This window comes from Klebsiella sp. JN_Kp121 (assembly GCF_040062145.1).
Lineage (GTDB): Bacteria > Pseudomonadota > Gammaproteobacteria > Enterobacterales > Enterobacteriaceae > Klebsiella > Klebsiella aerogenes.
In genome coordinates this window covers 74,502-94,437 of record NZ_JBEAHX010000028.1, presented here as the reverse complement: position 1 = coordinate 94,437, position 19,936 = coordinate 74,502, and the positions used below count along the sequence as shown (strand labels likewise).

The 19,936-nt window shown below is 55.3% G+C and carries 17 protein-coding genes and 1 pseudogene; 13 read left to right on the top strand and 5 right to left on the bottom strand.

What is annotated here, in order from left to right; translation table 11 throughout:
• The first annotated feature begins 186 nt into the window (after positions 1-186).
• The 9 genes from ptsG (at position 187) to ABLU86_RS19565 (ending at position 7,987) form a co-directional block, all read left to right on the top strand.
• On the top strand, positions 187-1,620 hold the full coding sequence (gene ptsG, locus ABLU86_RS19605) for a PTS glucose transporter subunit IIBC (protein ID WP_015367184.1): 1,434 nt from the start codon (positions 187-189) through the stop codon (positions 1,618-1,620).
• Positions 1,621-1,876: 256 nt separating this feature from the next.
• Entirely contained in the window at positions 1,877-2,233 is a 357-nt protein-coding gene (hinT, locus tag ABLU86_RS19600) for a purine nucleoside phosphoramidase (protein WP_015705043.1), read from the top strand.
• Positions 2,234-2,237: 4 nt separating this feature from the next.
• Positions 2,238-2,612 carry a YcfL family protein gene (locus tag ABLU86_RS19595; protein ID WP_015367182.1) on the top strand — a complete coding sequence of 125 codons (375 nt, stop codon included), beginning with the start codon at positions 2,238-2,240 and terminating at the stop codon, positions 2,610-2,612.
• Positions 2,613-2,633: 21 nt separating this feature from the next.
• Positions 2,634-3,272, top strand: a complete 639-nt coding sequence (lpoB, locus tag ABLU86_RS19590; protein ID WP_161798798.1) for a penicillin-binding protein activator LpoB — start codon at positions 2,634-2,636, stop codon at positions 3,270-3,272.
• Positions 3,253-4,080 (top strand): thiamine kinase, encoded by an 828-nt coding sequence (gene thiK, locus ABLU86_RS19585; protein ID WP_348796393.1) that lies wholly within the window; start codon positions 3,253-3,255, stop codon positions 4,078-4,080. The genes lpoB and thiK overlap by 20 nt, the downstream gene beginning before the upstream one ends.
• A 23-nt stretch (positions 4,081-4,103) precedes the next feature.
• Positions 4,104-5,114 (top strand): beta-N-acetylhexosaminidase, encoded by a 1,011-nt coding sequence (gene nagZ / locus ABLU86_RS19580; protein ID WP_161798797.1) that lies wholly within the window; start codon positions 4,104-4,106, stop codon positions 5,112-5,114.
• 36 nt (positions 5,115-5,150) lie between these two features.
• Positions 5,151-5,693 (top strand): alpha/beta hydrolase YcfP, encoded by a 543-nt coding sequence (gene ycfP / locus ABLU86_RS19575; protein ID WP_015367178.1) that lies wholly within the window; start codon positions 5,151-5,153, stop codon positions 5,691-5,693.
• Positions 5,694-5,937: 244 nt separating this feature from the next.
• Positions 5,938-7,242, top strand: coding sequence for an NAD(P)/FAD-dependent oxidoreductase (locus tag ABLU86_RS19570; protein WP_015367177.1), 1,305 nt, complete (start codon positions 5,938-5,940; stop codon positions 7,240-7,242).
• A 205-nt stretch (positions 7,243-7,447) separates the two neighbouring features.
• Entirely contained in the window at positions 7,448-7,987 is a 540-nt protein-coding gene (locus tag ABLU86_RS19565; RefSeq protein WP_048228651.1) for a glycine zipper 2TM domain-containing protein, read from the top strand.
• Between the two features lie 56 nt (positions 7,988-8,043).
• Here ABLU86_RS19565 and ABLU86_RS19560 read toward each other — a convergent pair whose 3' ends face one another.
• The 3 genes and pseudogenes from ABLU86_RS19560 to ABLU86_RS19550 all read right to left on the bottom strand — a co-directional run.
• A complete protein-coding gene (locus ABLU86_RS19560; RefSeq protein WP_230132934.1) occupies positions 8,044-10,233 on the bottom strand; it encodes a TonB-dependent siderophore receptor in 2,190 nt (729 codons plus the stop codon).
• A gap of 224 nt (positions 10,234-10,457) precedes the next feature.
• On the bottom strand, positions 10,458-11,093 hold the full coding sequence (locus tag ABLU86_RS19555; protein WP_015705049.1) for a TetR/AcrR family transcriptional regulator: 636 nt from the start codon (positions 11,091-11,093) through the stop codon (positions 10,458-10,460).
• 62 nt (positions 11,094-11,155) lie between these two features.
• Positions 11,156-11,218 (bottom strand): annotated as a pseudogene (locus tag ABLU86_RS19550) (hypothetical protein); the annotation flags it as partial.
• A gap of 124 nt (positions 11,219-11,342) precedes the next feature.
• Here ABLU86_RS19550 and bhsA point away from each other — a divergent pair.
• Positions 11,343-11,600 carry a multiple stress resistance protein BhsA gene (gene bhsA, locus ABLU86_RS19545; protein WP_015705050.1) on the top strand — a complete coding sequence of 86 codons (258 nt, stop codon included), beginning with the start codon at positions 11,343-11,345 and terminating at the stop codon, positions 11,598-11,600.
• 230 nt (positions 11,601-11,830) lie between these two features.
• Here bhsA and ABLU86_RS19540 read toward each other — a convergent pair whose 3' ends face one another.
• Entirely contained in the window at positions 11,831-12,790 is a 960-nt protein-coding gene (locus ABLU86_RS19540) for a L,D-transpeptidase family protein (protein ID WP_015705051.1), read from the bottom strand.
• A 165-nt stretch (positions 12,791-12,955) separates the two neighbouring features.
• Positions 12,956-16,402, bottom strand: coding sequence for a transcription-repair coupling factor (mfd, locus tag ABLU86_RS19535; protein ID WP_046883763.1), 3,447 nt, complete (start codon positions 16,400-16,402; stop codon positions 12,956-12,958).
• 338 nt (positions 16,403-16,740) lie between these two features.
• On the opposite strand from mfd, the gene lolC reads away from it, so the two are divergent.
• From lolC to lolE, 3 genes are read left to right on the top strand one after another with little or no spacing between them, the layout of a single operon-like run.
• Positions 16,741-17,940, top strand: a complete 1,200-nt coding sequence (gene lolC / locus ABLU86_RS19530) for a lipoprotein-releasing ABC transporter permease subunit LolC (RefSeq protein WP_015705053.1) — start codon at positions 16,741-16,743, stop codon at positions 17,938-17,940.
• Positions 17,933-18,634: a lipoprotein-releasing ABC transporter ATP-binding protein LolD gene (lolD, locus tag ABLU86_RS19525; RefSeq protein ID WP_015367168.1), complete on the top strand. Its 702-nt coding sequence runs from the start codon at positions 17,933-17,935 to the stop codon at positions 18,632-18,634. Before lolC ends, lolD begins: the two co-directional genes overlap by 8 nt.
• On the top strand, positions 18,634-19,878 hold the full coding sequence (gene lolE / locus ABLU86_RS19520) for a lipoprotein-releasing ABC transporter permease subunit LolE (RefSeq protein WP_015367167.1): 1,245 nt from the start codon (positions 18,634-18,636) through the stop codon (positions 19,876-19,878). Before lolD ends, lolE begins: the two co-directional genes overlap by 1 nt.
• Positions 19,879-19,936: the final 58 nt, after the last annotated feature.

Sequence of the window (19,936 nt, the reverse complement as noted above, 5' to 3'; positions counted from 1 at the left end):
TCAGTGTAAATTTTTATATGTTGACTGAATGAAACGTGATAGCCGTCAAACAATGTCCGCGTTAATTATTTTACTCTGTGTAATAAATAAAGGGCGCTTAGATGTCCTGTCCACGGCACGGTTCTCCCCCCGGGCCAATGCGTGAAAGCGTAAAAAAGTACCAAATACTCAGGAGCACTCTCAATTATGTTTAAGAATGCATTTGCTAACCTGCAGAAGGTCGGTAAATCGCTGATGCTGCCAGTATCCGTACTGCCTATTGCAGGTATCCTGCTGGGCGTCGGTTCTGCCAACTTCAGCTGGCTGCCAGCCGTGGTCTCCCACGTCATGGCGGAAGCAGGCGGTTCAGTTTTCGCCAATATGCCGCTGATCTTCGCAATCGGTGTTGCGCTTGGCTTCACCAATAACGACGGTGTATCCGCACTGGCTGCAGTCGTAGCTTACGGCATCATGGTGAAAACCATGGCGGTAGTCGCGCCGCTGGTTCTGCATTTACCTGCTGAGGAAATCGCAGCCAAACACCTGGCTGATACCGGCGTGCTTGGCGGTATTATCTCCGGTGCGATTGCAGCCTACATGTTCAACCGCTTCTACCGTATCAAGCTGCCTGAATATCTGGGCTTCTTCGCGGGCAAGCGTTTTGTGCCGATTATCTCTGGTCTCGCCGCTATCTTCACCGGCGTGATCCTGTCCTTCATCTGGCCGCCGATTGGCTCCGCCATCCAGACCTTCTCTCAGTGGGCTGCTTACCAGAACCCGGTTGTGGCGTTCGGTATCTACGGTTTCATCGAGCGTTGCCTGGTACCGTTTGGTCTGCACCATATCTGGAACGTACCTTTCCAGATGCAAATTGGTGAATACACCAACGCTGCAGGTCAGGTGTTCCATGGCGACATCCCTCGTTACATGGCAGGCGACCCGACTGCGGGTAAACTGTCTGGCGGCTTCCTGTTCAAAATGTACGGCCTGCCGGCTGCAGCTATCGCGATTTGGCACTCTGCTAAACCAGAAAACCGTGCCAAAGTCGGCGGTATTATGATCTCCGCGGCGCTGACCTCGTTCCTGACCGGTATTACCGAGCCGATCGAGTTCTCCTTCATGTTCGTTGCGCCGATCCTGTATATCATCCACGCGATTCTTGCAGGCCTGGCATTCCCGATCTGTATCCTGTTGGGTATGCGTGACGGGACGTCGTTCTCTCACGGTCTGATCGACTTTATCGTTCTTTCCGGCAACAGCAGCAAGCTGTGGCTGTTCCCGATTGTCGGTATTTGCTATGCGATCGTGTACTACGTGGTCTTCCGCGTGCTGATTAAAGCGCTGAACCTGAAAACTCCAGGCCGTGAAGATGCAACTGAAGACAGCAAATCCGCTGCGACCAGTGAAATGGCGCCGGCGCTGATTGCCGCCTTCGGTGGTAAAGAGAACATCACAAACCTCGACGCATGTATTACTCGTCTGCGCGTAAGCGTGGCTGACGTAGCGAAAGTTGATCAGGCTGGCCTGAAAAAACTGGGTGCTGCTGGCGTAGTTGTTGCAGGTTCCGGCGTTCAGGCTATTTTCGGCACCAAGTCCGATAACCTGAAAACCGAGATGGATGAGTACATCCGCAATAGCTAAGACGTAGTGTGGGGAGACTAAGGCAGCCAAATGGCTGCCTTTTTTACGTTGGTATTCTGGTCATTGTTTGGCAATACCCGGAAAATGGGGGAAATGCTTATTCCCTCAGCGGCTAAGTCTATAGTTGAATAAGAAAAACTGCATTCAGGTTGAAAGAGAGGGAGGAAGTCGCTCATACTCTTAGCTGATCCTGTGCATTCGTGTTTATCTGCAGAGGCAGGCCGGGGCACGGTATAAAACTAATAAGGAATCAGTCATGGCAGAAGAAACGATTTTCAGCAAAATCATTCGCCGGGAAATCCCGTCGGATATTGTGTATCAGGATGAACTGGTCACCGCTTTTCGCGATATCTCTCCGCAGGCGCCGACCCATATTCTGATTATCCCGAATATCCTGATTCCAACCGTAAATGACGTCACCGCCGAACACGAACAGGCGCTAGGCCGAATGATGACCGTCGCGGCGAAGATTGCCCGTGATGAAGGTCTGGCTGACGACGGCTACCGTCTTATCGTTAACTGCAACCGCCACGGCGGGCAGGAAGTTTACCATATTCATATGCACCTGTTGGGCGGCCGTCCGTTGGGCCCGATGCTGGCGCATAAAGGCTAAATCGATGCGTGCTGCTTATTCAGGCGTCCTGGTTCTGGCGGCGCTGTTGGCCGGATGTAGCTCGCACCCGGAAATTCCGGTTGGCGAGCAGCAGACGTTGGTGATGGAATCCAGCGTTCTGGCGGCTGGCATCAGCGCCGATCCGCCGTCGGTGACCGCTTCGGAAATTCAGGCCACCGCTACCTCAAGATTATTTAATGAACGGCAAGAGCCCATTACCGTGCACTACCGTTTTTTCTGGTATGACGCCCATGGGCTTGAGATGCATCCGCTGGACCCTGCGCGTAGCGTGACGGTTCCAGCACGCTCGTCCGTCGTGCTCTACGGCAGTGCCAATATTCTCGGGGCGCACAAAGCCCGCCTTTATCTTTATCTTTAAGAGGTCATCATAATGATTAAAATGTGTCGCTATGCGTTAATCACAGCACTGGCGATATTCCTGGCTGGCTGTGTGGGGCAACGTAATGAACCTGCGCCGGTCGAGGAGGCGAAGCCGAAGCCGGAACAACCTGCGCAGCCGCAGCCGACGGTGCCTGCCGTGCCGACGGTACCAACGCAGCCGGGGCCGATCGAACACGGCGGCGAACAGCCATCGCAGCCGTCTCAGCCTGCTCCGCGCGTTCGTCACTACAACTGGGACGCCGCCGTACAACCAATGGTCGGCCAGATGCTGCAGGCCGGCGGAGTGAACGCTGGCAGCATTCTGTTGGTGGATAGCGTCAATAACCGTACCAACGGATCGCTGAATGCGGCCGAAGCGACCTCCGCGCTGCGCAACGCGCTGGCGGGCAACGGCAAGTTTACGCTGGTATCGACTCAGCAGCTTGCGGTGGCTAAACAACAGCTGGGCCTGTCGGCGCAGGATAGTCTCGGCAGCCGCAGCAAAGCGATGGGGATTGCGCGCACCGTTGGCGCACAGTACGTGCTGTATTCCAACGCCACCGGCAACGTGAATGCGCCGGAGCTGAAAATGCAGCTGATGCTGGTGCAGTCCGGCGAGATTATCTGGTCAGGCAAAGGTGCGGTTCAGCAACAATAAGCTTACGCGCGACGAGCTCTTGTCGCGCTTCTTTCCTCGCTATTCACCTGTCGCCGCCTTGACTGAAAACGGTCTTAGCGGCAGCAGTTGCGTTATCAGCGATGGCGTCCGTCGGCTGGTGTTGCGCCAGCCTCACGATCCGCTGGCGCCGCTCAGCCATTTTCTGCGCCAGTACCGTGCGCTTCAGCACCTTCCGGCGTCGCTTTCGCCGGCGCCGGTGTTCTTTTCGCCACGCTGGATGGTGGTGGAGTATTGCGCAGGAGAAGTGAAAAGCGCGCTGCCGGAGTGCCCTTCGCTTGCCGGGTTATTGTATCATCTGCACCAACAGCCGCGTTTTGGCTGGCGCATCGAGCTGGCGCCGTTGCTTGAGTTGTACTGGCAGCAGTGCGATCCGACCAGGCGCACCGTTTTCTGGCTGCGCTGGCATAAACGGTTATTGCGCCAGCGTGAACCGCGGCCGTTGCGTTTAGCGCCTCTGCATATGGACGTCCACGCTGGTAATATTATTCATAGCCGCGACGGTCTGCGCTTGATTGACTGGGAGTATGCGGGAGATGGCGATATCGCGCTTGAACTGGCGGCGGTATGGTGCAATGCCAATACGCGTTGCCAGCTGCTCAATGAGTATTCGCGCTTTGCCCGAATTGATAAGCAGCAACTGCGGCGGCAAATACAGCGTTGGCGGCCGTGGGTACTTATATTGATGGCGGGCTGGTATGAGCGGCGCTGGCAGCAGAGCGGCGACCGGCAATTTATTGCACTGGCGGATGCGACATGGCGTCAGTTAAAAACAGAAAATAAAGGATAAGAGAGGTCTGTGTGGGTCCGGTAATGTTGGATGTCGAAGGTTTTGAACTGGATGCGGAAGAGCGTGAGATTCTGGCTCATCCTTTGGTCGGCGGCTTAATTTTGTTTACCCGCAACTACCACGATCCGGCGCAGTTGCGCGAACTGGTACGCCAAATCCGCGAGGCCTCGCGTAATCATCTCGTGGTGGCGGTGGATCAGGAAGGTGGGCGTGTGCAGCGCTTTCGCGAAGGTTTTACCCGTCTGCCGGCCGCGCAGTCTTTTGCCGCGCTGCTGGGGGTGGAAGAGGGCGGTAAGCTCGCCGCAGAAGCCGGTTGGCTGATGGCCAGCGAAATGATTGCCATGGATATTGATATCAGCTTCGCGCCGGTGCTGGATGTGGGGCACATCAGCGCTGCGATCGGCGAACGCTCATGGCATGAAGACCCGCAAAAGGCGCTGGTGATGGCGCGTCATTTCATTGACGGTATGCATGCCGCCGGTATGAAAACCACCGGTAAACACTTCCCGGGCCACGGCGCGGTGACGGCGGATTCACACAAAGAGACACCGTTTGATCCGCGTCCGGCAGCGGAAATCCGTGCTAAAGATATGGCGGTGTTCAAGAGCCTGATCGATGAACAACGCCTGGATGCGATTATGCCGGCGCATGTGATTTACTCTGACATCGATCCGCGCCCGGCGAGTGGTTCAGAATACTGGCTGAAAACGGTGCTGCGCGGCGAGCTGGGCTTTGATGGCGTCATTTTCTCAGACGACCTGTCGATGGAAGGGGCGGCGATCATGGGCAGCTATGCTGAACGTGGGCAGGCATCGCTCGATGCCGGTTGCGATATGATCCTGGTCTGCAATAATCGTAAAGGCGCGGTGAGCGTATTGGATAACCTGTCCCCGATCAAAGCAGAGCGTGTTACAAAATTGTATCATAAAGGTTCATTTACCCGTCAGGAACTGCGAGATTCCGCTCGTTGGCAAACGGTAAGCGCACAGCTGGAACAGCTCCATGCGCGCTGGCAAGAAGCGAAGTCTGCGTAGTTAACCTGAAGGGCGTTGTTGTCTGGTGAGGATACGATGATTATCTATTTACACGGTTTTGACTCTAACAGCCCCGGTAACCATGAAAAGGTGCTGCAGCTGCAGTTTATCGACCCTGACGTGCGGTTGATTAGCTACAGTACGCTCCATCCAAAACATGATATGCAGCATTTGTTGAAGGAAGTCGACAAAATGCTGCAGCTCACTGCCGACGATCGGCCGCTCATATGCGGCGTCGGGTTAGGCGGTTACTGGGCGGAAAGGATCGGTTTCCTCTGCGATATTCGGCAGGCCGTGTTCAACCCGAACCTGTTCCCCTACGAGAACATGGAAGGGAAAATCGACAGGCCGGAAGAGTATCAGGATATCGCCACCAAGTGCGTGAACAACTTCCGCGAAAAAAATCGCGACCGCTGCCTGGTGATGCTATCACGCCATGATGAGGCGCTGGATAGCCAACGCTCGGCTGAAGTGCTGCATCATTATTACGAAATCATCTGGGATGAAGAACAGACGCACAAATTTAAAAGTCTTTCACCGCATCTGCAGCGAATAAAGGCTTTTAAGACCCTCGGCTAACCTTGTTTTCCCTTTCTCAGCCCGCCGCGTGCAAACGCCGCGGGCTTTTTCTTGTCCATAATTGACGTTGTTCGTTTAAAAAATATGCGGTAAAACTTGATGCACATCAATTTTGGTATGACCAATGTTCCGTTCATGCTATTCTCGGTCCTGCTGAATGGTTTCATTGCTGCAACTTGTTGTTAACTAAGAGCTATTTGGATAACTTTTAATTAACAATTGGTTAATACTTTTAGGGGGTCTTGTGACTACGCCATTGAAAAGAATCGTTATTGTAGGTGGTGGTGCCGGCGGACTGGAACTGGCTACTCAGTTGGGTAGAAAGCTGGGCCGCAACAAAAAAGCGAAAATTACGCTGGTGGATCGCAACCATAGCCACCTGTGGAAGCCGCTACTGCATGAAGTGGCGACCGGTTCTCTGGATGAGGGCGTTGATGCGCTGAGCTACCTGGCGCATGCGCGTAACCACGGTTTCCAGTTCCAGTTAGGATCGGTGGTGGATATCAATCGCGAAGGAAAGACCATTACTCTCGCGGAACTGCGCAACGAGAAAGGCGAGCTGTTGGTTGCCGAGCGTAAGCTGCCGTACGACACGCTGGTGATGGCGCTGGGTAGTACCTCCAATGACTTTAACACGCCAGGGGTGAAGGAAAACTGCATTTTCCTTGATAACCCGCACCAGGCGCGCCGTTTCCATCAGGAAATGCTTAACCTGTTCCTCAAGTATTCTGCAAACCTCGGCGCCAACGGTAAGGTCAATATCGCCATCGTTGGCGGCGGGGCTACCGGGGTTGAGCTGTCCGCCGAGCTACATAATGCGGTGAAACAGCTGCATAGCTATGGTTACAAAGGGTTGACCAACGAAGCGCTGAACGTGACGCTGGTTGAAGCCGGCGAACGTATTCTTCCGGCGCTGCCGCCGCGCATTTCCGGCGCCGCGCACAATGAACTGACTAAGCTTGGCGTACGTGTCCTGACGCAGACCATGGTGACCAGCGCAGACGTTAACGGCCTGCACACTAAAGATGGTCAATTTATTGATGCCGACCTGATGGTGTGGGCGGCGGGCATCAAAGCGCCTGATTTCATGAAAGAGATTGGCGGCCTGGAGACCAACCGCATTAACCAACTGGTGGTGGAGCCGACGCTGCAGACAACGCGTGATCCGGATATCTACGCTATCGGCGATTGTGCCTCATGCGCTCGTCCGGAAGGCGGCTTTGTACCTCCACGCGCCCAGGCGGCGCACCAGATGGCGACCTGCGCGTTGAATAACATTCTGGCGCAGATGAAAGGTAAAGCGCTGAAACCGTATGTCTATAAAGATCACGGTTCACTGGTCTCCCTGTCGAACTACTCCACCGTTGGCAGCCTGATGGGTAACCTGATGCGTGGCTCGATGATGGTTGAAGGGCGAATTGCGCGCTTCGTGTATATCTCGCTGTACCGCATGCATCAGATTGCGTTACACGGCTATTTCAAGACCGGCCTGATGATGTTGGTAGGACGTATTAACCGCATCATTCGTCCGCGTCTCAAGCTGCACTAAGCTGTCAGCAATCAGGATAGCGCCATCGCGGCGCTATCCTGAAAACACAGCATATCCTTCTGCCAGAATCGCTAATTCCTGTTAGGAATCCTCTGAATCCCCTTGATTTGCCGTAGGTTCCCGCATTTTTCATCCGCTTTCTGATTTGCATACCCCCTGAGCAGCACGCAGAATTGCTAGTAACAGCAATGAAGGAGGAATTCCCGTGAATAAATCAATGTTGGCGGGTATTGGGATTGGCGTTGCCGCCGCGTTGGGCGTCGCCGCCGTTGCCGGTCTCAATGTATTAGATCGTGGCCCGCAATATGCGCAAGTGGTGTCCAGTACGCCGATAAAAGAAAGCATAAAAACGCCGCGCCAGGAATGCCGTAACGTGACCGTTACCCATCGTCGTCCGGTGCAGGATGAAAACCGTATTGCCGGTTCCGTTCTCGGCGCGGTCGCCGGGGGCGTGATTGGCCACCAGTTTGGCGGCGGGCGAGGGCGTGATGTCGCTACCGTGGTTGGCGCGCTGGGCGGCGGCTATGCCGGTAACCAAATTCAGGGCTCGATGCAGGATAACGACACCTATACCACCACCCAGCAGCGCTGTAAGACGGTTTACGACAAGTCGGAAAAAATGCTCGGTTATGATGTCACCTATAAAATCGGCGACCAGCAGGGCAAAATCCGCATGGACCACCAGCCGGGGGCGCAAATCCCGCTGGACAGCAACGGTCAGCTGATTCTGAATAACAAAGCGTAAAACAGCAGTTTTAAGCTATTAGCCCCTCAATCACTCAGGCTGAGGGGCTTTTTTTATTAGAACGTTAACGCGTAGTTCAGGCCGAAGGTCCGGCCACGGCCTTTATATTCGTACAGCCCGGCGCTGCCATAGGTTGGACTGTACAATAGCGGCGCGCGCTGTCCCCAGATGGTGACGTAATCTTCGTTCAGCAAGTTTTCGATGCTAAAGGTCAGTTTACCCACCGGCAGCAAATAGCTACCGATAAAATCGACGGTATTGTACCCATCAAGCTTATTGCCGCTGGCATCGCTTAAATCAAATACCTGCTGGCTTTGCACGCGTAGCGACCACGGGTCCGGCGCCCAGCCGACCCAGGCGGTGGCTTTCGACGGCGAGGCCAGGGTGACGTCCCACTTCTGCCAACTGCCATCGGTTTTTACTTGCGATTTCAGCACGTTGAAGTTAGCGCCCAGGCTCCAGTCGCTATCAGGCACGAAGTAGTCCACCGCGCCTTCCACGCCGTAAATGCGTCGTTTATCCGATTGCACATCAATGGTCATATCGCTGCGGTTAACTACGATGGTTTTGTCTGATGTCGAGTAATAAGCGGCAAGCTGGGTGCGCAGGTTGTCGCCGGTGTAACGCCAGCCCAGCTCCCAGGAGTTAACTTTGATCCCCTGTAGCGGCGAGTCGCCGACGTTAACGCTCGAGACCAGCGGCAGATGGCCGTCGACCGCGGCGCCGTAGCTGCCGATACCGTAATATTTGCCCGGATCCGGTAGTTCGACGCCCTGAGAGAAGTTAAACCAGGTCTGCTGGCGTTCGGTAATGTGGGCGACGATCCCGGCATTAAAGAGGAAGTTATCATAATCGGTCTTACCGCCAGGAATGGCATCCGCCGACTGATATCTGCCTTTAGCGACATCCTGCTGCTGCGCGTAGCCGACAAAATCATCGACGCGGTTTTCCGTCCATTGATAGCGCACGCCGCCGCTAAGGGTGAAGATGTCGTTCAGGTCATAGCTGGTTTGCAGGAACGGCGCGAGATTGGTGATGCTGTAGCCTGGATAGCGGCCGGTGGTGTAGGCTGACTGATTATTCAGGCCGCCGGAAGCCATTGCTTTATCCAGGTCGAAGAACATTTGGTTGGAGTTGAAGGTTTCATGGTCGGCATCAACGCCCCAGGTCAGATCCCATCCCGTCAGCGGCTGGCTGTTGAAGGTGATCTTAGCGCCGTACTGATCGGTATCCTGCTGTGAAGCGGAAAAACTGCTGATTTGCCCTTTGCTCAGGGCCGGGAAGGGGTAGAAGGTCAGTGATTCGTCGCGGTAATAAATCTGGCTGACCAGATTCTGGCCGAAGAAGTCGGCGTCGGAGTATTGCAGACTGATCAAATGACGCTCGGTACCAGGCACGCGATCGGAGTTAAGCCCGTTAGAGGTCCAGGCTTTACTTTCGCCAAGTACCGCAGACATATCTTTGCCCAAATTCAGACCATAATCATCGCCCTGGCTTTTATAGTACTGCGTGACAAGCTGGAGCTGGCGCTGGTCATCAATTTCGATGGTTCCGGTACCCATCACGTCGAGTCGGTCCGAATGCTGTAAGCCGGTTTGCGTATTATCGAGGATCAGCGCGTCATTGTTGCCGTCATACCAGCCGCCGAAGCGCTGATAGGCCACCGACAATCGGCCGGAAGCATGATCGGTACCCCCGCTGACGGCCGCCGCTACTCGTTCATCATGATCGTTGCTATTGGCAAAGCCGGTTTTACCACCCAGCTCTAGATCCACCTGGCGTTCCTGCTGGCCTTTTTTCGTGACGATATTAATCAGACCGCCGGTACTGCCGCCGCCGTATAACGACGTGGCGCCGGAAATAACTTCAATATGTTCGATGTTAAACGGATCGATGGCATCAAGCTGGCGGCTATCGGTACGCGATGAATTGAGACGCACGCCGTCGATGAGCACGACGATGGCGCGTCCGCGCATGTTCATGCCGTAGTTAGTACGCCCCTGGCTGCTGACATCTATCCCGGGGATCAGCTGCGCGAGGACATCTTTAAACTCTTTACCACCCTGAACCTGTTGCTCAATCTCCTGGCCTTCAATCACCCAGGTGGTTTGCGCCATCTCGGCGACGGTACGGTGGTTACGGTTGGCGCTGACGATAATATCATCTTCATCGGCGGCCTGCGCGGTAAAGGCTGGCAGGGCGGTGGCCAGCAGCAGAGGATTGAGCAGCCAGAGGCGCTTGTTCATTCGCATTCCTTGATATGAGTTAGTCATTACTGTTGTTATTTTTTTCAGCCACAGGCGCGGCTGTTACAGCGTGAAACATATAGAAAGACAAATGCGAATTTTGCACATATTGATTATCGTTATCAATATCATTTACAACAAATCAACATAATGAAAATGTTGAGAAAAGTAAGGGTATTCAGCAGAAGGGAAAAAACCGGCGAACGACGGTCGCCGGTAGGGGATTAAGGTTGCAGGATTTGCGGCCACAGGCGCAGCGTCGTGTCACTAATCTGTTTCAGGGTGGCAAAATCAGCGCCTTCGCGCGCGCTGATCGACATTCCTTGCAGCATGCAGTTTAAAAACTGCGCCAGCTGCAAGACATTTCCCTGTGCAGGGAGTTCGCCGCGTTGCTGACGCTGCTGTAAAAATTGCGTCAACGTTTGTTCCTGCACCGCGTGCCGCGACTTAATGGTGTTGGCGATATCGGTTGAAGAGGCGGCCAGCGCCGCGGAGGTGTTAATCATAAAACAGCCTGCCGGGGTATCTTTGCTGGTAAAGCAGGTGGCGACAGCGGTGAAATAGTCGCGCAGCGCCTGATCGACGGTTTTGTGGTCATCGAATAGCAGGGCTTCGTGTTTGGCGGCGAAGCGGGAAATGTAGCGATCCAGCACCGCGCGGAATAAGCCTTCTTTGTTCACGAACTCGGCGTATAGCGTCGGGGCTTTCGCACCGGTCGCTTCGACGAGATCGGCCAGCGAAGTTGCTTCATAGCCGTGCTGCCAGAAAAGTGTCATGGCCTTGTCCAGCGCCGCGTCCCTGTCGAACACTTTAGGTCGGCCACGGCTTTTTTTTGCGCAACTTTGAACGTCAGTTGTCATGATGCCGTTGTACCTATGTTGGGTTGTTGAACGGCCATTATAAAAATAAACGCGTCACGCTACCAGCGGCAGAAGTCCAAAAATAAATAATTCATATATGTATGAAAATTAAGCATTTTATAAATAGTTAAATGATCGTTATAAAAATGAGTTGACCTGTGACCTGGATCACATTATCATTTACCTATCGATCGTTAAGTTAATTCTTGCGACCCTACTATAAAAATCATCTGCATAGGTATAATAATCATGAAAAACGTCCAAAAACTGGCACTTGCTGCCGTACTGAGCTCACTCTCATTCGCAAGTTTCGCCGCTGTTGAGGTGCAATCCACCCCAGCAGGTCAACATAAAATCGGTACCGTTTCCGCATCCGCCGGCACCAATCTGGGTTCGCTTGAAGAGCAGCTGGCGCAGAAAGCCGACGAGATGGGGGCGACCTCTTACCGTATTACCTCGGTAACCGGTCCTAATACCCTGCACGGTACCGCAGTTATCTATAAATAAATGTTGTAACCCCTGTCATGCCACTGACAAAACGCGTTCCTGACCCCCTTCAGCAGAACGCGTGTAGTAAGCAGTAAAAGTCGTTCCCTTTGTTATGCCACTCTCGCGACGCGGTCCACACCCCTTCATGGGACCGCGCCCCGCGAAACCTCGTCAGCGAAGCTGGCGATTGCCACAAAAAAACCCGCCGTGCCTGGCGGGTTTTTTACATTCTACCATCCGGAAATGCACTACATGGCTTGCTCAGCGGGAAGCTGATGGCGGGTCACATCGACCGGCATTCCGGAGCGCAGCTCCATCGCGTATTCCATCACCTGCTGATTGGTCTGCGGTGCCTGTTTAAAGTTCTTCATGCCGGCATTCAGGACGATTGGCAGCGTCTGCGGATCGTCATTGATATGTTCGGACAGCGGCTGGTGGACTTCCACCAGACGGGTACCGTTTGGCTCTACCGAAACTTTGATAGGTTCGTTGATGATATTCACCCTGGTGCCCGGCGTGATTTTGTTATACAGAGACTTTATATCAGCATCGCGCAGGCGGATACAGCCTGAACTGACGCGCATCCCGATACCAAAATCGGCGTTGGTGCCGTGCAGTAGATAGACGCCGCCGTAGGCCGCGAGACGAATCGCGTGATGTCCCATCGGGTTATTCGGCCCGGCAGGGACTACGGCCGGCAAATCGATCCCCATCGCTTTATATCGCGCGCGGATGTTGGCGGTTGGTGTCCAGGTGGGGTTGGCGCGCTTATCGGAAACGGTAGTGACCATCGTCGGGGTCAGGGTATCGCCGCCAAGCTGGCCGATACCTATCGGATAAACGGTCACGCTATTCTGTCCAGGTGGATAGTAGTACAGGCGCAGCTCGGCGATATTGAGCACCAGACCTTCACGGGGGGCGTCAGGCAGCAGCGTCTGCAGCGGGATGGTCAGCACGCTACCGGCGCGCGGCACATAAGGATCGACCCCGGGATTAGCCTGCAGCAGCGCGAGAAAACCAACGTTGTATTTTTTGGCAATCGCTTCCAGCGATCCGCCGTTATCCTGCACTACATGAAACTGATTCTGCCCGACCAGACGGCTACCGCTCGGCGGTAACGGCCAGGTATTGGCGCGGGCGGGAAGGGCCAGCGTCGCCGCGAGAGCGAATGCCGTAAGCCAGGTTGAAACACGCGAGATATTTATCATTACCATAATTCCACAATAAACAAATGGTTATTTTTATAAGATAATCAATGTCAATTATGGCGCGGGAGAGTGTTGGGAAATCCAGGTGGATTGCAAAATGTTTGTAAAGTTTGCTAACTGTGACAGGTAAAGAGATGCGGTTCTGACAACCGCATCTCTTTTTTATCAAGCGGTGGCGTTTTCTTCCAGCTGACGCATAAACTGGCGTACCCAGTCCATACGTGTTTTACGCTCATCCAGCTCCTGGAAGAATTTAAGACGAGTTGGCCCATCCAGCCGGTAATGCTGCGGCTGCTTCTGCAGCAGACCGATAAGCCAGACCGGGTTCACATTATTTTTCTCGTTAAACTCGATCACGCCGCCTTTTTCATTGCACTCCAGCTTACGGATCCCCAGCTTTTGCGCCTGCTGGCGTAGGCGCGTGATATCCAGCAAATTACGCGCCGCATCCGGCAATGTGCCAAAGCGATCGATCAGCTCGACTTTGATCTCATCCAGATCGTGTTCGTTTTTGGTGCTGGCGATACGCTTATAGAACGACAGACGGGTGTTCACGTCGGGAATAAAGTCATCCGGCAGCAACGCCGGCATGCGCAGCTCCACTTCCGTCTGCTGGCTGGTGAGATCTTCCAGCGACGGCTCGCGACCCTCTTTCAGGGCATCGACGGCGTTCTCCAGCAGTTCCATATACAGCGAGAAGCCGATAGTTTCCATCTGTCCGCTCTGACCTTCTCCCAGCAGTTCGCCGGCGCCGCGAATTTCAAGATCGTGGGTCGCGAGGGCAAAGCCGGCGCCGAGGTCTTCCAGCGAAGCGATAGCTTCCAGGCGTTTCTGCGCGTCGGTAGTCATCGCTTTCGGATGCGGGGTGAGCAGCCAGGCGTAGGCCTGATGGTGCGAACGGCCCACACGGCCGCGCAGCTGGTGCAGCTGGGCAAGGCCGAAGTGATCGGCGCGCTCAATGATGATGGTATTGGCGGTCGGGATATCGATGCCGGTTTCAATAATTGTCGTACAGACCAGCACGTTAAAACGCTGGTGATGGAAATCATTCATCACCCGTTCCAGTTCGCGTTCGCGCATCTGGCCGTGACCGATGGCAATTCGCGCTTCCGGTACCAGTTCAGCCAGACGATCCGCCGCTTTCTGAATATTTTCAACATCGTTATACAGATAGTAAACCTGACCGCCGCGCAGGACTTCACGCAGGATCGCCTCGCGAACCACCAGCGCGTCATATTCGCGGACAAAGGTTTTTACCGCCAAACGGCGAGCTGGCGGGGTGGCGATAATGGACAGATCGCGCATTCCGCTCATCGCCATATTCAGCGTACGCGGGATCGGCGTGGCGGTCAGCGTCAGGATATCGACGTCCGCGCGCATCGCCTTGATGCGTTCTTTATGACGCACCCCGAAGCGGTGTTCTTCATCGACGATTAATAACCCCAGGTCGCGCAGCTTGACTTCATTTTGCAGCAGCTTATGGGTGCCGATCAGAATATCGATTTTACCTTCTGCCGCCTGTTCGAGGATCTGCGCCTGCTCTTTGGCGCTGCGGAAACGCGATAGCATCTCAATGCGTACCGGCCAGTTGGCGAAGCGGTCGCGGAAGTTATCGTAGTGCTGCTGGGCGAGCAGGGTGGTCGGCACCAGCACGGCCACCTGTTTGTGGTTTTCGACGGCGAGGAAGGCGGCGCGCATCGCCACTTCGGTTTTCCCGAAGCCAACGTCGCCGCAGACCAGGCGGTCCATTGCCAGCGGCTGGCACATATCGCTGAGAACGGCGTTGATTGCCTGCGCCTGATCTGGTGTGGTTTCGAACGGGAAACCGTCGCAGAATAATTGATACTGCTCGCGGTCATGCTTAAAGGCGAAGCCTTCTTTGGCCGCGCGTTGGGCGTAGATATCCAGCAGTTCGGCGGCCACGTCGCGCACTTTCTCCGCCGCTTTTTGCCTTGCCCGCGCCCAGGCATCGCCGCCCAGTTTGTGTAGCGGCGCATTTTCCTCCGCGCCGCCGGCGTAGCGGCTAATCAAATGCAGTGACGATACCGGGACGTACAGTTTGGCGTCGTTGGCGTAGGTCAGCATCAGATATTCGCCTTTGATGCCCCCGGCTTCGAGGGTGGTCATCCCCGCATAACGACCCACCCCATGTTCAAGGTGCACCACCGGCTGTCCGATATGCAGTTCCGCCAGGTTGCGAATGAGCGTATCGGGGTTGATGGTACGGCGGGAATCCTGACGACGGCGGGCGACGCGTTCGCCCAGCAGATCGCTTTCGCAAATCAGCGCCAGATTAGCCTGGCTGTCGATAAATCCGTGCTCGGCGGCGCCGATCATCAGGAAACGACCATTGCCGCTGGCTTCCTGCAGGCGCAATATATGTTTTGGCGCAACTTTGATGCGCGCCAGCATCTCGCCCAGCGCCTCGCGGCGGCCTTCGCTTTCAACGGAGAAAATCACCGGGCCGCTGAAGGATTCAAGGAAGCGACGCAGATTGTCCAGCGGCGCTTTATTCTGCGCCTGAATCGCCAGCTCGGGCAGGGGTTGATAGCCGAGATTAGTATGAGCGGCTTTCTCCGCCAGACGCTCGGTTTTTAACTGGACCCGCGGCCATTTTTTCAGCTCGCTAAAAAGTTCGTCGCTGCGCAGCCACAGTTGTTCCGGCGGTAGCAGCGGGCGCATCGGATCGACGCCGCGGTTTTCAAAGCGGGCGCGGGTTTCATTCTGGAAACGCTCGGCGCTGTGCTCCAGATCGCCGGTATTCACAATCAGCGTACTGGAGGGGAAATAGCTAAACAGCGGCGGCAGCGGCTCGTTGAAGAACAGCGGTTGCCAGTATTCGATCCCGGCAGGCAGGGTACCTTTGCTTACCTGCTGGTAGATATGTTCCGGATCGCGCTTCACGTCAAAGCGATCGCGCCACTGGCTGCGGAACAGTTCGATCGCCGCTTGGTCGGTTGGGAACTCATGCGCCGGCAGCAAATTGATGGCCTCGACTTCTTCCAGAGTACGCTGGCTATCAACATCGAATAACCGCAGGCTGTCTATTTCGTCATCAAAGAAATCGAGGCGATAGGGCTGCTCGCTGCCCATCGGGAAGAGGTCGAGCAGGGCGCCGCGGGTCGCGTATTCGCCGTGTTCCATTACCTGATCGACATGGCGGTAACCGGCGCTGTCCAACTGCGTGCGTAGCGCATCGCGCGACAGACGCTGCCCTTTTTTCATTACCAGCGCGTGACTGTGCAGATAATTATGCGGGCAGACCTTCTGCATCAGAGTGCTGACCGGAACGATAAGCACGCCGCGCTGCATGGTTGGCAACTGGTATAAAGTCGCAAGGCGCGAAGAGATAATATCCTGATGTGGCGAAAAGCTATCGTAGGGCAGGGTTTCCCAGTCAGCGAGGCCGATCACCATGCTATCGGTAAATTGCCTGATTTCATCATTCAAACGCAGGGCGTTTTGCATGTCAGGCGCCACCAGCACCACCGGGCCATGATGGCGTTCGGCCATTTCGGCTACCAGCGTGGCGCAGGCGGCGCCGGTGAGTTCGCCAAGCTGGCGCTGATCGCCGGCTTTGACCGGCAGAGTATAGCGATATTGTTCAGGCATAACGGTTGTCAGGATCCCTTAGCGCCTATCCCATCAGGCGATTGTGTGTACTGTTTGGCCGCAGTCGGCCAACTCGCTCTTCGATGTAGGGGCAAATTGCTGATATTCAATGTCTCTGATTATCCGCAATTGGTCTGATTTCGCCAACCCGAATGGCCTTCTGCGCCATGTTTTCTACAGCGCGTGGCGATTGATAAATATATACACTCTAAATTAACTTTCTGATTTAAAACTATTATTTTGTTATTTTGGCGAAAAAATCTACCGTATCAGCGATTTACGCGTTGGGCTATGCCATATATACTCGAACATCGGCTATCAGCAACCAGATGGATTACATGTACCAACCTGCCGCACTATTTATCGGCCTTCGCTACATGCGCGGGCGCGCAGCCGACCGCTTCGGCCGTTTCGTCTCCTGGCTTTCGACCATCGGCATTACGCTTGGCGTGATGGCGCTGGTGACCGTCCTGTCGGTGATGAACGGTTTTGAGCGCGAGCTGCAAAACAACATCCTGGGGCTGATGCCGCAGGCTATCATTAGCGCCCAGCAGGGCTCTATCAACCCGCAAAAAATGCCGGAAAGCGCCGTTAAGCTGCAGGGCGTGACGCGCGTCGCGCCGATCACCACCGGTGATGTGGTGCTGCAAAGCGCCCGCAGCGTCGCCGTCGGCGTGATGCTGGGTATTGACCCGGCGCAAAAAGATCCGCTGACGCCTTACCTGGTGAACGTGAAACAAAGCGATTTGCAGGCCGGCAAATATAACGTCATTCTCGGCGAACAGCTGGCGGGTCAGTTGGGGGTTAACCGCGGCGATCAAATTCGCGTGATGGTGCCTTCCGCCAGCCAGTTTACCCCGATGGGCCGTGTCCCGAGCCAGCGTTTGTTTAACGTCATCGGCACCTTTGCCGCCAACAGCGAAGTCGATGGCTATCAAATGCTGACCAACATTGATGACGCCTCCCGCCTGATGCGCTATCCGCTGGGCAATATTACCGGCTGGCGTCTGTGGCTCAGCCAACCGCTGCAGGTTGATACGCTCAGTCAACAGAAGCTGCCTGATGGCACCAAATGGCAGGACTGGCGTGAGCGTAAAGGCGAGCTGTTCCAGGCCGTGCGGATGGAAAAAAATATGATGGGGCTGCTGCTGAGCCTGATCGTCGCCGTTGCCGCTTTTAACATTATTACCTCGCTTGGCATGATGGTGATGGAGAAGCAGGGCGAGGTGGCTATTCTGCAGACCCAGGGGCTGACGCCGCGGCAGATCATGGCCGTCTTTATGGTACAGGGCGCCAGCGCCGGGATAGTGGGCGCGCTGCTTGGCGCGCTGCTCGGCGTGCTGTTGGCCAGCCAGCTGAATAATTTAATGCCGATTATCGGCGCGTTTTTGGACGGCGCGGCCCTGCCGGTGGCGATTGAGCCGCTGCAGGTGATTATTATCGCTCTGGTGGCGATGGCGCTGGCCCTGCTGTCTACGTTGTATCCTTCCTGGCGCGCTGCCGCCACCCAACCCGCTGAGGCTTTACGTTATGAATAAGATCCTGCTGCAATGCGACAACCTGTGCAAACGCTATCAGGAAGGCAACGTGCAAACCGATGTGCTGCACGATGTCAGCTTCAGCATTCAAGAGGGTGAAATGATGGCGATTGTCGGCTCTTCAGGCTCCGGCAAAAGTACGCTACTGCACCTGCTTGGCGGGCTGGATACGCCGACCTCCGGCGATGTTATTTTCTCCGGTCAGCCGATGAGTTCGCTCTCCGCCGCGGCTCGCGCCGATCTGCGTAACCGCGAACTCGGGTTTATCTATCAGTTCCACCATCTGCTGCCGGATTTTACCGCGCTGGAAAACGTGGCGATGCCGCTGCTGATTGGCAAGAAAAAAGCGGCGGATATCGAACGCCAGGCGAAAGCGATGCTGCAGGCGGTCGGCCTGGAACACCGTAGCCACCATCGTCCGTCTGAGCTTTCCGGCGGCGAGCGCCAGCGCGTGGCGATTGCTCGCGCGCTGGTGAACAAACCGCGGCTGGTACTGGCGGATGAACCGACCGGCAACCTCGACGCCCGCAATGCCGACAGTATTTTTGAGCTGTTGGGCGAGCTCAACGTGGCGCAGCGTACCGCTTTCCTGGTGGTGACCCATGACCTGCAGCTGGCGAAACGCATGAACCGCCAGTTGGAGATGCGCGATGGCCGCCTGACGGCTGACCTGACCCTGATGGGGGCCCAGTAATGGCTTCACCGTTATCGTTACTGATTGCGCTGCGTTTTAGCCGCGGCAGACGCCGCGGCGGTATGGTCTCGCTGATTTCCGTCATCTCTACTATCGGCATCGCATTAGGGGTGGCGGTACTGATCGTCGGCCTGAGCGCGATGAACGGTTTCGAGCGCGAGCTCAACAACCGCATTCTGGCGGTGGTGCCGCATGGCGAAATCGAGCCGGTTAACCAGCCGTGGAATAACTGGAACGAAGCGCTGACGAAAGTTGAAAAAGTGAAAGGCATCGTCGCCGCTGCGCCTTATATCAACTTTACCGGGTTGGTGGAGAGCGGCAGCAATATGCGCGCTATTCAGGTCAAAGGCGTCGATCCGCAGCAGGAGAGCCGCCTGAGTTCGCTACCAAACTTTGTGCAGAACAACGCATGGGCCAACTTTAAGGCCGGCGAGCAACAGGTAATTCTGGGTAAAGGCGTCGCCGATGCGCTGCACGTGAAGCAGGGCGATTGGGTGTCGATCATGATTCCCAATTCAGATTCCGAGCACCAGCTGTTGCAGCCGAAACGCGTCAGGCTACACGTGACCGGGATTTTGCAACTGAGCGGCCAACTGGACCATAGCTTCGCGATGATCCCAATGGCGGACGCCCAGCAGTATCTGGATATGGGCAGCAGCGTGACCGGCATCGCCATCAAAGTCACCGACGTGTTTCACGCGAATACGCTGGTACGCGACGCCGGCGAAGTGACCAACAGCTACGTCTATATCAAGAGCTGGATCGGCACTTATGGCTATATGTACCGTGATATTCAGATGATCCGCGCCATTATGTATCTCGCCATGGTACTGGTTATCGGCGTCGCCTGTTTCAACATTGTCTCGACGCTGGTGATGGCGGTGAAAGATAAAAGCGGCGATATTGCGGTGCTGCGCACGCTTGGCGCGAAAGACGGCTTAATCCGCGCGATTTTCGTATGGTATGGTTTATTGGCCGGTTCGGTCGGGAGCCTGATCGGGGTAGTGATCGGCGTGATAGCCGCGCTGAAGCTGACATCGATTATCAACGGTATCGAAGCGTTGATCGGGCATAAATTCCTTTCCGGCGACATCTATTTTATTGACTTCCTGCCGTCTGAATTGCACTGGCTGGATGTCGTTTATGTGCTGGTGACAGCACTGTTGCTGAGTTTGCTGGCCAGCTGGTATCCCGCCCGCCGCGCCAGTCGTATTGACCCGGCGAGGGTGCTGAGTGGCCAGTAATTTATCGTCGTGGCCCGTCAAACGCCGCATCCCTTAGGCCAGTGCTGTGAAAGCAGAT